Origin of the sequence: Saccharibacillus sp. WB 17, assembly GCF_008634075.2 — a bacterium.
GTDB lineage: Bacteria > Bacillota > Bacilli > Paenibacillales > Paenibacillaceae > Saccharibacillus > Saccharibacillus brassicae.
Genome location: NZ_VPFK02000041.1, coordinates 85131 through 97073 on the forward strand (window position 1 = coordinate 85131; position 11943 = coordinate 97073).

12 protein-coding genes and 1 tRNA gene are annotated in these 11943 nt (G+C 59.7%); 1 reads left to right on the top strand and 12 read right to left on the bottom strand.

Annotation, left to right across the window (positions count from 1 at the left end; genetic code table 11):
* Positions 1 to 102: 102 nt before the first annotated feature.
* The 6 genes from FTE24_RS18645 to FTE24_RS18670 form a co-directional block, all read right to left on the bottom strand.
* A complete protein-coding gene (locus FTE24_RS18645; protein ID WP_150231126.1) occupies positions 103 to 792 on the bottom strand; it encodes a hypothetical protein in 690 nt (229 codons plus the stop codon).
* A gap of 271 nt (positions 793 to 1063) precedes the next feature.
* Positions 1064 to 1576 (bottom strand): peptide-methionine (S)-S-oxide reductase MsrA, encoded by a 513-nt coding sequence (msrA, locus tag FTE24_RS18650; RefSeq protein WP_150232551.1) that lies wholly within the window; start codon positions 1574 to 1576, stop codon positions 1064 to 1066.
* Between the two features lie 80 nt (positions 1577 to 1656).
* On the bottom strand, positions 1657 to 2670 hold the full coding sequence (locus FTE24_RS18655; protein ID WP_150231128.1) for an asparaginase: 1014 nt from the start codon (positions 2668 to 2670) through the stop codon (positions 1657 to 1659).
* A 49-nt stretch (positions 2671 to 2719) separates the two neighbouring features.
* Positions 2720 to 4126 (bottom strand): dipeptidase PepV, encoded by a 1407-nt coding sequence (pepV, locus tag FTE24_RS18660; RefSeq protein ID WP_150231130.1) that lies wholly within the window; start codon positions 4124 to 4126, stop codon positions 2720 to 2722.
* A 71-nt stretch (positions 4127 to 4197) separates the two neighbouring features.
* Positions 4198 to 6780: a PAS domain S-box protein gene (locus FTE24_RS18665; RefSeq protein ID WP_150231132.1), complete on the bottom strand. Its 2583-nt coding sequence runs from the start codon at positions 6778 to 6780 to the stop codon at positions 4198 to 4200.
* Between the two features lie 160 nt (positions 6781 to 6940).
* A tRNA-Leu gene (locus FTE24_RS18670) sits at positions 6941 to 7024 on the bottom strand.
* A gap of 163 nt (positions 7025 to 7187) precedes the next feature.
* Between FTE24_RS18670 and FTE24_RS18675 the strand changes: the two genes are divergently transcribed.
* On the top strand, positions 7188 to 7679 hold the full coding sequence (locus FTE24_RS18675; RefSeq protein ID WP_150231134.1) for a hypothetical protein: 492 nt from the start codon (positions 7188 to 7190) through the stop codon (positions 7677 to 7679).
* Between the two features lie 174 nt (positions 7680 to 7853).
* Here the strand turns inward: FTE24_RS18675 and FTE24_RS23350 are convergent, their stop codons facing one another.
* The 6 genes from FTE24_RS23350 to FTE24_RS18700 form a co-directional block, all read right to left on the bottom strand.
* Positions 7854 to 8135 carry a hypothetical protein gene (locus tag FTE24_RS23350; RefSeq protein ID WP_150231136.1) on the bottom strand — a complete coding sequence of 94 codons (282 nt, stop codon included), beginning with the start codon at positions 8133 to 8135 and terminating at the stop codon, positions 7854 to 7856.
* A 135-nt stretch (positions 8136 to 8270) separates the two neighbouring features.
* Positions 8271 to 8600, bottom strand: a complete 330-nt coding sequence (locus tag FTE24_RS18680) for a hypothetical protein (protein WP_150231138.1) — start codon at positions 8598 to 8600, stop codon at positions 8271 to 8273.
* A 91-nt stretch (positions 8601 to 8691) separates the two neighbouring features.
* Positions 8692 to 9264: a xanthine phosphoribosyltransferase gene (locus tag FTE24_RS18685; protein WP_141449236.1), complete on the bottom strand. Its 573-nt coding sequence runs from the start codon at positions 9262 to 9264 to the stop codon at positions 8692 to 8694.
* Between the two features lie 114 nt (positions 9265 to 9378).
* Complete coding sequence (locus tag FTE24_RS18690) at positions 9379 to 10521, bottom strand: glycosyltransferase (RefSeq protein ID WP_150231140.1); 1143 nt, start codon at positions 10519 to 10521, stop codon at positions 9379 to 9381.
* 80 nt (positions 10522 to 10601) lie between these two features.
* Positions 10602 to 11363 (bottom strand): pseudouridine synthase, encoded by a 762-nt coding sequence (locus tag FTE24_RS18695; protein ID WP_150231142.1) that lies wholly within the window; start codon positions 11361 to 11363, stop codon positions 10602 to 10604.
* Positions 11360 to 11943, bottom strand: a 584-nt coding sequence (locus FTE24_RS18700) for an RsmF rRNA methyltransferase first C-terminal domain-containing protein (RefSeq protein ID WP_202111916.1), incomplete at its 5' end; no start/stop codon positions are given. The genes FTE24_RS18700 and FTE24_RS18695, both read right to left, overlap by 4 nt.

An 11943-nucleotide genomic window follows, 5' to 3' on the forward strand; every position in this document is an offset into this window, starting at 1 on the left:
GCGCGCTCCGGCCCCGGCGTTCGAACAAGCGAAAATCGCAAAAAGCCCCGACGCAGGCTGCGCGCCGGAGCTTGGCCCCCGTATTCGGACGGCTTGTTCGCGTTACGGTTCGATCGGCTTGACCATGCCCGGATCGGCGATCAACGACAGTGCCCCTTCGTCCAGGCAGCCGTACCAGACGTCCGAATAATAATCCATGATCAGCAGGTCGTCTCCGCACAGGTAGAAGGAATGGGAAGGCTCTTTGAACACGTAATGGCCGTCGAGCCAGAGCGGATGCAGCGTGTCGCGGAACACCGTCGGGTCAAGGGCGCCGTCCAGCTTGCCGAAAAAGCGGCTGCCGAAGACCAGTTCCTGCAGGCAGAACGTCGTCATGAAATGGGTCAGCGACGGACAGACTACTTCACTGCCTTGCAGATGATCGTCCCACAGCTGCGCGGCGTTGCTGTAGACGGGCGAATCGTCGCGGCCAGCGTCCACCTCGCAGCTCCAACTGCCCTGATTTTCGAGCAGGAACGTAATTTGGCCGGCTTGGCGCTTCAGCTCGGAAGCCTCCAGCCAAATATCCTGCGTCTCGAACAGCTTGGGCCGGATACTGCCCTTCTGCAGGCCGGCGGCAAAAGACGGGTTCGGCCAACGGCCGGCAAACGCGTAAAAGTCTTGCAAAGCGGCCGGCAGATCGGCCGGAATGTCTTCGCGGCGAAGTCCGTATTCGGGTCTGGCGGGTCCGGCCCATTTGCAGATAAAGGCTTTCAACCGCTCCATTGTTTGTTCATTGTCCGGAATCAACATATGAATTCCCCTTTGATATGTAATGATGAAATAGGCGAGTAGGCTGCATACAGGGTGGTGGCGATCGAGCCGATCCCAGACTTTTCAGGTGTTCCAGCTTTATGTACCCTCATTTTATCGGTAAACACTTCGATCGATAAGCCCGCTCTTTCCTATTTCTTCCGTTTTGCCTGCGATCCCGGATGCGAAGTTAGTCCCATTCGCGAATCGTTTTCGACCGAAAAGCAAAAACAAGGACGTGCGGGGTGCACGTCCTTGCCGATCGGGCATTTTACCACTTCGTTTCGATAAAGCGGTCGCGGCCGGATTGCTCGCGGTCTTCCTTGTAATGCTTCGGATTTTTTTTGTGGTAATCCTGGTGGTAATCTTCGGCTTCGTAGAAATCCTGTGCCGGCAAAATTCCGGTCACGATCGGCTTGTCGAAACGTCCACTGTCCGCCAGCGCCTGCCGGGAAGCGAGCGCGGCCTGCTGCTGTTCTTCGTTATGGAAAAAGACGGCCGGCTTGTACTGTGTGCCCCGGTCCTGGAACTGTCCTTCGCCGTCTGTCGGGTCCGTCTGCGGCCAGTACAGCTCCAGCAGGCGCTCATACGGGAAAACGTCCGGTTCGAACGTAACCTGCACCACTTCGTAATGTCCGGTCGTGCCGGTCTTGACCTGCTCGTACGTCGGATTCTCCACCGTGCCGCCCATATACCCGGACACGATGCCGCGAATGCCCGGCAGTTCTTCGAACGGCGTCACCATGCACCAGAAGCAGCCGCCGGCGAACGTCGCTTTTTCGATCTTGTTTTCGCCCGCGTTGCGTGCGAAGCCTTGAGGGTCTTGGTTCATTGTCGAGGTCTCTCCTTCGTCATTCCAGATTGTCACTCGGCGGAAGGCACGAGCGTAAAGTTCGGCTTGATCTCGCCGATCCGTTCTTTGCGCGCGTTCAGGACCGGCGCATGCACGTATTCGTCCAACTGCGCGAACTGCTCCGGCGTGCCGATGCCGAGCTGCTTCAGCACGTCCATCGCCGCGACGAAAGTGGCGCGTTCGCTGCCGTCTTCGACTTTGACCGCGATCCCGATGCCGAGATCGGCCACGCCGATACACTGCACGCCTTCCGCGCCGACCTTCGACACCAGATTGCCGCCGAAGACCGTCATCAGGTCGGTATCGAAGCGATGCCGCCCCGCTACCATCTCGGGCCGGTTCGTCATGCCGCGGCGGATACGGTTCAACGCTTCCGCCCGCGGCGCGGCCACGGTCCCTTCCGGCTTCGCCAGCCGGGCAAAGCCCAGGGCGGCGGCGCTCAGCGGCAGGCGATGCACCGGCACGCCGCATCCGTCCACGCCGATCCCGATCTCTTCGGCCGGCACGCCGCAAATATCGGCGATGACCGACAGGATGCGCTGCTGGTGCGGATGGTCGGTCTCCCGGTACGTGCCGAGGTCTTCGCCCAAATGCCGCGCCGTCAGAAGCATGCCGGAATGCTTGCCGGAACAGTTGCTGAACACCGGCGTCAGCTCGCGTCCTTCGCGGATCAATTTCCGGTAGCTCTCGCTATCGCGCGGAATATGCGTGCCGCACTGCAGATACTCTTCGGACAGCTCGGCGCGGGACAGCACGTCCAGCACCGTATGGCGATGGATCGGCTCTCCGCTGTGCGACGCGCAGCTGAGCGAGATTTCGGCGTCGCCGTATCCGTAGGCGTCGGCCGCGCCGGATTCGATCAGCGGCACGGCCTGGAACGGCTTCATCGACGAGCGCGGAAACGTCATCCGCTGCGGATCGCCGACAGCCTGCAGCAGACGACCGCTGCGATCGACGACCGCCGCGTGAATGACATGGTTGCTTTCTACATAGGAGCCCCGGGTAACTTGTACGTCCTGCGACATCGGTTGATCTCTTCTTTCTATATATAGTGGATGATTTCGATATAGCGGATTATTTCGCCAATTCGAAAATGGCCCGCGCGTAAATGGCGGTCGCTTTCAGCAAATCGTCGATTTCGATATATTCGTCCGCTTGATGGGCCGTCATCTCCTTGCCCGGGAAGCAGGCTCCGAACGCGACGCCTTTTTGCATGAATTTGGCATAGGTGGCGCCGCCGGTCGTGAGCAGCGTCGGCTCTTCGCCGGTCATTTCCGCATAAGCGGTCTGCAGCGCCTTGATGACCGGTTCGCTCGGGTCCACGTAATGCGAAGACGCTTCGCGCACGTCGGAGATCCGGTAGTCGAACCCGTCGACGCATTCTTCGAGGCGGGCTTTGATCCAGCCGTAATCGGCCGAGACCGGACAGCGCGCCGTCAGGCCGATCTGCGTCTCGCCTTCGCCGAAGCCGAACGAGATTACGCCCGGATTGACGGTCAGCGGGCCGGTAATGTCGTCGCTGCACGCTATGCCGATCTTTTCCCCGTGGAAATCTTCGTGCAGCACGTTCAACAGGTCGATAAACGCTTTGCCTTCCGGCTGGAACGAAGCGTCCTTGAGGAACAGCGCAAGCGTCGTGCCCGCGTTGACCCCGCTCGCCGGTTCCGATCCGTGCGCGGATACGCCGGTCAGGGTGAACATGGCCTGGCCCGCATTGATCTCGGCTTCGCCCGTGACCCGGTGTTCCCGGCAGAAGTCTTCGAACGCTTCGACCAGCGGACGGATATCGCCGCTCAGCACCGCATGCGCGCGCTCCGGCACCATGTTGATGCGCAGGCCGGATTCGAACGATTCCAGCTTCACGAGCGACTTCGTTTCTTTGGGCAGGCGCTTCGGAACGAGCGTCGGGTTAAACTGCCCTTTTTCCGCGTAGATCATCGGGAACTCGGCGTCCGGTGCGAACCCGACCGTCGGCATCGTTTCATGCTCCGCGTAATGGCGCATGCAGCTCATGCCGCTTTCTTCGTCGGTGCCGAAAATGAGGCGGACGTTTTTGGTCAGCGGAAGACCGAGCTCCTGCACGATCTTGAGACCGTACAGGGCGGCGATCGTCGGCCCTTTGTCGTCGATCGCGCCGCGCGCGTACAGCTTGCCGGCGCGAATCGAAGGCTCGAACGGGGGACTGGTCCACGTACCGGTCGCCGGCACGACATCCACGTGGCCGAGAATGCCGACCGTCGTCTCCGGATCGAAATCGCCGTACTGTGCATGCCCGGCGTAACCGTCCACATTTTGGACGTCCAGTCCCATTTGCTCCGTCAATTCCAGCATGTAGTCGAGCGCTTCCGCAATCGCGGCTCCCATCGGGCGCTTGCGCGACATCGTGGCCGGATCTTTGACGCTTTGGATTCTAAGCAGGCCGTCCAGGTCGCGCAGCAGGTCTTCCCGCCGGGCTTCCGCTTCTTTTTGCCAATCGATCATCTTTCCTTGCCTCCTCATGGGTTCTTGCCGTCTGTCGATCTATGAGCTTCACTTTTTATTTTACCACTATTTTATTCCGATTGCCGAATATGCCGCTCCGCTTCATGCAGCAGCTCCGCCAGCCGTTTCGCGTCGATCGGTTTGTTCATGTATTCGTCCATGCCGGCGTCCAGGCAGCGCTGCCGGTCGCCCTGCATCGCGTTCGCGGTAACCGCGACGATATAAGGGCTGCCCCACGCCGGGGGCTGTTCGCGAATGCGGCGCACCGCTTCGAATCCGTCCATCCGCGGCATGCGTACGTCCATCAAAATGACGTCGTAGCGTCTCCGGGCCACGGCTTCCACCGCTTCCTGGCCGTCGCGGGCCAGATCGGATTCGTAGCCGAGGCGGCCGAGCAGCCGTTCCATCACCAGTTGGTTGACCCGGTTGTCTTCGGCGACGAGCACGCGCAAAGCGACCGGCTGCTTCGCCGGAAGAGGCAGCGACGAGAGATCGTCCGCAGGGCGCTGATCGAAGTCCGGCAGGGTCGCCTCGATCGTAAAATGGAACACCGATCCTTCGCCCGGTTTGGAACGGACCCCGATTTCGCCGTCCATTAGCTCGATCAGCCGCTTCGTGATCGCCAGGCCGAGTCCGCTTCCTTCGGACTTGCGCGTCATGAAATTGTCCAGCTGATAAAAAGGATCGAACAGATACTGCGTCTGCTCCTGCGGAATGCCCACGCCGGTATCCCGAATACGGAACACGAGGCGAAGATGTCCTTCCCGCTCACTTCGCTCGCTGTCGACCGAGACGAATACGCCGCCTTTTTCCGTGTATTTGATCGCGTTTCCGACCAGATTGATCAAAATCCGGCGCAGCTTGTTCGGGTCCGCGACGACGATCTCCGGCACGCGCGGCGCTACCGACAAGCCCAGTTCCAACTGTTTGTCCCTGGCATCGGCCAGCAGGATGTCGAACGAACGCGCCACGTCTTCGCGCAGATTCATCGGTTCGTTTTGCAGTTCGGTCTTGCCCGCTTCGATCTTGGAAAAATCGAGGATATCGTTGACGATCCCGAGCAGCGAATCGCCGCTGCGGCGGATCACTTCCACGTACTCGCGCTGTTCGTCGTTCAATCCGTCGGTCTCCAGCAGCAGCTGCGTCAGCGCGATGACCCCGTTCATCGGGGTGCGGATCTCGTGGCTCATCACGGCCAGAAATTCGCTTTTGGCCTGGTTCATCTCTTCGGCCGTCTGCTTCTCGATCAACAGCCGCTTGTGTTCGGTAATGTCTTTGGCCAAAATGTAGCAGCCGACGTGTTCGCCGCCGACGATGATCGGGGCGGTCGACGTCAGCACTTCGGACTCGCTTCCGTCGGCGCTCCGAATCCGGATCGAAGGATGGATCGTTTCTTCGCCGATCGCCGCTTCGCGCAAAATGTCTTCCAGCGTCCCTTCGGACATCCACTCGGCGAACAGGCGGCCGATCATGTCTTCGGTCTTCAATCCCGTCAGGCTCTGCGCCGCCGGATTCGTGTTGATGACCCGGCCTTCCCGGTCGATCGAAAAGACGGCGTCGTGGTTATGCTTCTTCAGCGACGTGTACCGTTCGATCGACTCCCGCAGCCGGCGATCCGAATTGCGGAAATCGGTAATGTCGCGATAGATGATCGCGCAGCCCGCCGGCTTGTCGGCGTCGCCGAGCGCGAACGAGGTCAGCAGCAGGTCGAGCGGTTCGCCGATCCGGGTTCGGGCCGTCGCTTCGATCTGCCTGGCCCGGCCGATCCCGATGCCCGATTCCTCCGCCGCCTCTTTGACGGACGGCAGGTCCAGCCAATGGTCCGTCACGCCGTGCAGGCCGATCCGATCCCGCAGCTGCCGTTCGCCGCGCCCGACGAATTCCGCGGCGGGCCAGCCGAATATCCGCTCGAAAGCTTCGTTGACTTTGACCAGCCGGCCCGCTTCGTCGAACAGCGCAACCGGATCGAGATTGTTCGCGATAATCCGCTCCAACTGCCGGGCGCTCGCTTCCGAGCGCTCCTGCGCGTCGCGGTGGCGCTCTTCCTGTTCGTGCTGTGCGGACAACGAAGGGAACAAAGCGCCGGCGCTCCGCCCGGACAGATCCGTGTCGGAGAGCTCGTCGTCGGTCATGACATAGTCATGGCTTCTCAGCAGCTTGATCTGGAGCGCGGCGCTGAGCGAGCCGCTTCGGTAAGCGCACACCGACAGCAATCCGGCATTGTGCACCGTCCGTTCGGACAGTTCTTCGAAATGTTCCAGTTCGCTCTCGACGCTGTGCTCGCTGTCCCAGGCGATTTGCGCCCACGTCCGCATACCGCCCGTGTTCCCTTCGTAAGGCGCCAGCAGTTCCCCGGAATGCTTCACGACCGTTTTGTAATCGAAGCTGCCGTGCGAAGCGTAGAACTCGTCCGCGTCCACGTAGACGATCCGCGCCCGTTCTTCTTCGCTCAGCATCGGCGCCGCGAGTGCCCGAATATGCCCGAGCTGCTCGCGGTGGTCGATCATAATCGTCAACCCGCCGCCCTGTGCGCCCGAGACCGCATAGGCGGCCGCATTGCGCGCATACTCGTCGGCATCGTCGTACAAATATAAAATATGTCCGCCCGCAGACACATTGACCATCCGGTTCAGTTCCATGATGCGTTCACTCATTGTGTCCTCCGCGATTTGTGTAAAATTTTAGTTTCTTCTATTATACGACAAAGGAATCGACGAAAGACGACGAAATCCTCTGCCAGCCTGTTAAAAATACGCATAAAAAAAGACCCGAATCCTCTGCCGAAGCATTGAATACGGGTCTCGTCCTTAGTGATGCGGTCGAGAGGACTCGAACCTCCACGGGGGTTAGCCCACACGGACCTGAACCGTGCGCGTCTGCCAATTCCGCCACGACCGCTCATTCACATTGTCGCCTGCTAGCAGCGACAAGATAGATCATAGCATGCCCCCGCCGCGCAAGTCAATCTTTTTCAAAAAAAGATCCGGTGTTCGCTTGCGCCCGTACATACGTTCGGTTATAATAAAAACAGAACATAAGTTCCTACAAGGTGGTGAAGCGCATGACCGCTGTACAGACGACGCGCGACGAACTTTCGCTGATCAAGAGCTATTTGCTGCTGACGCATATTTTAAAAGTTTTCGAGGATGATGCCAAGAAACTGGAATCCGACGCCCCGATGCAGGCTTCTCCTTTATATACCGAAATGATTCGCGGCGCTTCCCGATGCGTGGCCGTGCTGCTGTCCGGTGTGCGCAAGGAATTCAAGAAACGCCATATCCGGATCTGCGAAGTCACGCATACCGAACGCGGCGTCGATACCGATTACCTCTGCCGCGGACTGCACGGCACGCTGCATATCGACGCCGAGCCTTTCCGGCGCGAATCCGACCTCAGAATGCGGGCGTACATGGGCCTGGAAGTCGCTCCGATCGTGACCGATTCCGGCCGTCTATCCGCGCCGCCGGTGCGCACGTACGGCGGACGCCAGGCTGCCGGAAGCCACAGCCCGAACCCGGCTTCCCGTCCGCCCCACACCGGAAAATACGCGTAAATTTGTCCCCCTCTCTCCCCGGAGTCGATCTGCAGCGCCTCCCCCGGCATGCGGACGGCCCACCGGGATTCATATATTCATATCAGATTCGCCTCACGCATCATTGAATAAAGCCCGCTGTATCCGGTACGTACCGGATACGGCGGGCTTTTTCGATTGGCTTATTCCGCTGTCTTATTCCGACACGTCCGGCCGGGGCTCGGCAGCATCGTCTGCCGGGTTCCCGGAACTTGCGGAATCTTCGGCCAGCAGGTCGATCCGTTCTTCTTTGGAAGGCTGGATGACGTAATTGCGATCGAGCTTGACGACGTTGCGGTTGGGACGACGGATCAGCACCTGCTTATCGTCCCAGGCCACGACGATGCCGCGAATATCGTTTTCTTTGAGACCGTCGCGCACGACCCGGACTTTTTCGCCGGAGATCCGAAACGCGTTTAATTGTTCGTCGCTGAGCATGGTGATGCCTCCTTCGGTATGGGGGTAGACAATCGGCAAAACGGCCGCCAATCGAAAAATCCCGCTCGCGCAGCAGGCGCGAACGGGACGGTCTGAAGAGCGGCGTGACAATCTCGGAATCGGACGGAATCGATGTTAACGCTGGGCGTGTTCTTTCGAATCCGTACTCTCGAACCAGAAGTCGAGCACTTTGGCCGACATGACGCGCTGTTCGATATATTCGACCTGCTGCGGCGTGAACTCTTCTCTCCACGGGAAAGACAGTTCTTCGCACAGATCGGCAAGCGTAAGAAGTTCGGACCACGCTACGTATCGCTTGTACCAGAAAAATTGGGGATGTTCGATCATATAGGGATAAAGGTCATCAAATTCCGTATGCTTGCAGTCGAGTGCTCGCTCGAAATGCACCTTGGCCTCGTTGACTTTTTTGATGAAAAATTCGCTGTTTACCGCTTGATCGCTCATTTTACTCTTCCTCCTCTCCCTACTTACCATACATTATACGTAACATTATCGGAGGGGTAAAGCGGGAAGTTTAGCTTTTGTCCAAATTCCCTCAGTCCGCAAAAACGACTCCGTCTTCGCCCAGCGACTGGATACGCACGAGCGATTCCACCCGGATTCCCTGGTCCCGCAGACTCTGCGCGCCGGACTGGAAACATTTCTCCACGACTATTCCAGCGCCCACGAGCGTCGCTTCACCCGAATGGATAATCTTGACGAGGCCGCGCGCGGCGTCGCCGTTCGCGATAATGTCGTCAATCAACAAAATCCGGTCTTCTTTTTTAATAAACCGTTTGGGCAGCATCAAATCGGTGACGATTCCTTTTGTAAAAGAAGGCACGCGTTCCACGTAGGAATCCGGGTCGGCCAGCAGCGTTTTTTTGCGGCGCGCGAACACCATCGGCACGCCAAGCTCCAACGCGACGGCAAAAGCGACCGCGATACCGGACGATTCCACCGTAACGACTTTGGTCACCTGCTCCGAAGCGAAGCGCGACGCGAAAGCCCGCCCCATGTCCATCGTCAGGGCCGGATCGACCTGATGATTCAAGATCGCGTCCAGCTTCAGCACCTGCTGCGAGGCGATTACGCCTTCGCTTTTGATCCGTTCTTTTAACTCTTCCACAGCCTCAATCCTCCCGATTCGGCATTTTCACGCGTTTTCGTAAAAATAGCATTTTGTTTATCTTTTTTCAAGGTCACGCGTCATGTCAACCCTGTATCCGCCCGGCGAAGTCCGTTACAAACTGCGGCTGCCGCGGCCTTCGTAACTGAGGTACATGCGCTTGAGTTCGATCGCCGCCCGGTCGAGCGAATAATGCGATTTGGCTTTTTCGCAGGCGGTCCGGGCCAGTTCGTAGCGGTAGGCCGGATCGCCGATCACCTGCTCCAGCGCGTCGGCCAGCGCCGCCGGATCGTCCGGCGGAACGAGCAGCCCGTTCACGCCGTGCTCGATCTGCTCGGGCACGCCGCCGACGCTCGTTCCGACGAGCGCCAGGCAGCAGAGCGCCGCTTCGGCGAACACCGAACCGAACGCTTCCGCCCGCGAAGGCAGCACGAAAATATCGAAAAACGGCATAAACTCTTCCGGATGAAGCGTATACCCATAGAAAATCGTATTATCGTACACGCCCAAGTCCTGCGCCAACCGTTCCAGCTCTTCGCGCGACGGCCCGTCGCCGATCACGTGCAGCACGTACGGACAATCCCTCTCTTTGAGCAGCGCGCAAGCCTGCAGCAGCACGTCCAGCCCTTTGGCGGGTACGAGGCGGCAGACCGTCATCAGCTGCGGTACTTCGTTCTCGTGCGGCACCGGCTTGAAGCGGCGTTCGTCGTACCCGTTCGGCATGATGCGAATCCGGTCGGCATGCTCGATATGCGGAGCCATGTACCGGCGGAACGCTTCGGACACCGTGATCAGCCGATCGGTTCTGGCTTCAAGCTCGCGATAGATCGACAGCAGAAAACGATGCTCCGGACTGCCTTCTTCGATCTTGCCGTTCAGGATCAGCTCGCGCTCGTAACTGGAGTGGATCGTTTGCAATACCGGCGTGTCCGGAAAAGCCGTCTTCATCGCCAGCGCCGCGATCGGATGGTGCGCATGGATCAGATCATACGGCTTTTGCAGCCGCAGCCGTGTCCACCACAAATAATCGCGGTACGTTTGCATATATTTTTGCACGATCGGACGGTCCGCGTACTGCGTCCAATCGAAAGTTTCGAACACGATGTCTTCTCGTCCTTTGCCCCGAATGCGCTTGGGCAGCGAGAACACTTCCATCTCCCAGCGGGCCGAAGAAAACTTCTCCTGCAGGTGCGGGATCATCGATGATACGCCCCCCGGCTGTTCGGGCGGAAAAAATAATGCTTGCAGCAATCTCACAGCCAGTCTCCCCTTCCGCCTCGCACGTTCTTTCTCCTGATGATAGCCCACAAAGGAGCCAAAGGTAAAGGGCAGACGAGCTATTCCCTGCGCAGCGATCTCAGTTCGTCGTCGCTCAGTTCGCGGTATTCGCCCGGCGCGAGCGCCGGATCGAGCTGCAGCGGTCCCATCGAGACCCGCTTGAGGAAGACCACTTTTTTGCCGACCGCTTCGAACATGCGCTTGACCTGGTGGAACTTGCCTTCCATGATCGTCAGCCGGATGTCGGCATGCTCTTCGCCTTCGAGTGCGTAGCGGCGCACAATCTCAAGTTCGGCCGGCATCGTCTCGTATCCGTCGTCCAGCGTGACGCCGGCTGCGAAAGCGGCCCCGTCGGCTTCGTCGACCGCGCCGAGCACGACCGCTTCGTACGTCTTGGGCACGTGCTTGCGCGGGGACAGCAGCTCGTGCGCCAGCTGTCCGTCGTTCGTCAGCAGCAGCAGTCCTTCGGTGTCCTTGTCCAGCCGGCCGACCGGAAACGGCTCGAACGCCGCATATTCGGCGTCCAGCAGGTCGATAACGGTGCGGTCGTATTTGTCTTCAGTTGCAGAGACGACATCCTGCGGCTTGTTGAGCAGCACGTAGATGAATTCCCGGTAGCGCACCGCCTGTCCGTCCACTTCGAGCACCGACAGATCGGGATCGATCTGCAGTCCGCTGTCTTTGATCGTCAGGCCGTCCAGCGTAATGCGTCCCTGCTTGGCCAACTTTTTGCTTTCGCTGCGCGTCGCGATGCCCAGATGCGACAATATTTTGTCGATACGCAATTTTTTGACGCTTTTCTTGCCTGGTTCGTTGTTCATCCGTTCCATCTCCATCCTGCCGGATATTCGTTCTTCAACACGCCGGCGGCCCATTTGCCCCACCCGGCGGAGTACCCGTCGATCGTCACGAGCACATAGCCTTTGGCTTCCGCTCCTGCGGCGCGCTCGATCCGTTCCTGGCCGAACGTGAGCGTCTCGCCTTTGAGGTAGGAGATCGCTTCCGGCTGCGCGGACGACAGCCGCACCGTGCGCGCCGATTCGGCCGGCTTCAGCGCGGCGGCCAGCGCGTGCGACGGCACGAAGCGGCCTCCCGCTTTGACCATGCCGAGCTGGAAGCCGGAACGGCGCACTTTGAGCCCGCGCAGCCGCTCCGGTTCGACCGGGCAGGCGTACGCATAGTCGCCGGAGATCAGCAGCGTGCCGCGCAGCGGCGTCGGAACCTGCTCCGCCAGGAAGTCGAGGCACGCGCGGCGCACGGTCTCTTCGGACGCCTCCTCGCGGATATAGGCGTCCTTCTGTCGGCCGCGAGCCTGGCGCGCGGCCTTGTCTTCGCGGCGCGGCGCAGCGCCGCCGCGGTCGCCCGCGCGGCCCGCCGCTTTGGGGCCGCGGTCTTTGCGCC

Bases quoted from the DNA above. Each gene is read 5' to 3' on its own strand.
- FTE24_RS18645 (WP_150231126.1), bottom strand. From the start codon at position 792: ATGTTGATTCCGGACAATGAACAAACAATGGAGCGGTTGAAAGCCTTT.
- FTE24_RS18655 (WP_150231128.1), bottom strand. From the start codon at position 2,670: ATGTCGCAGGACGTACAAGTTACCCGGGGCTCCTATGTAGAAAGCAAC.
- pepV (WP_150231130.1), bottom strand. From the start codon at position 4,126: ATGATCGATTGGCAAAAAGAAGCGGAAGCCCGGCGGGAAGACCTGCTG.
- FTE24_RS18665 (WP_150231132.1), bottom strand. From the start codon at position 6,780: ATGAGTGAACGCATCATGGAACTGAACCGGATGGTCAATGTGTCTGCG.
- FTE24_RS18675 (WP_150231134.1), top strand. From the start codon at position 7,188: ATGACCGCTGTACAGACGACGCGCGACGAACTTTCGCTGATCAAGAGC.
- FTE24_RS23350 (WP_150231136.1), bottom strand. From the start codon at position 8,135: ATGCTCAGCGACGAACAATTAAACGCGTTTCGGATCTCCGGCGAAAAA.
- FTE24_RS18680 (WP_150231138.1), bottom strand. From the start codon at position 8,600: ATGAGCGATCAAGCGGTAAACAGCGAATTTTTCATCAAAAAAGTCAAC.
- FTE24_RS18695 (WP_150231142.1), bottom strand. From the start codon at position 11,363: ATGAACAACGAACCAGGCAAGAAAAGCGTCAAAAAATTGCGTATCGAC.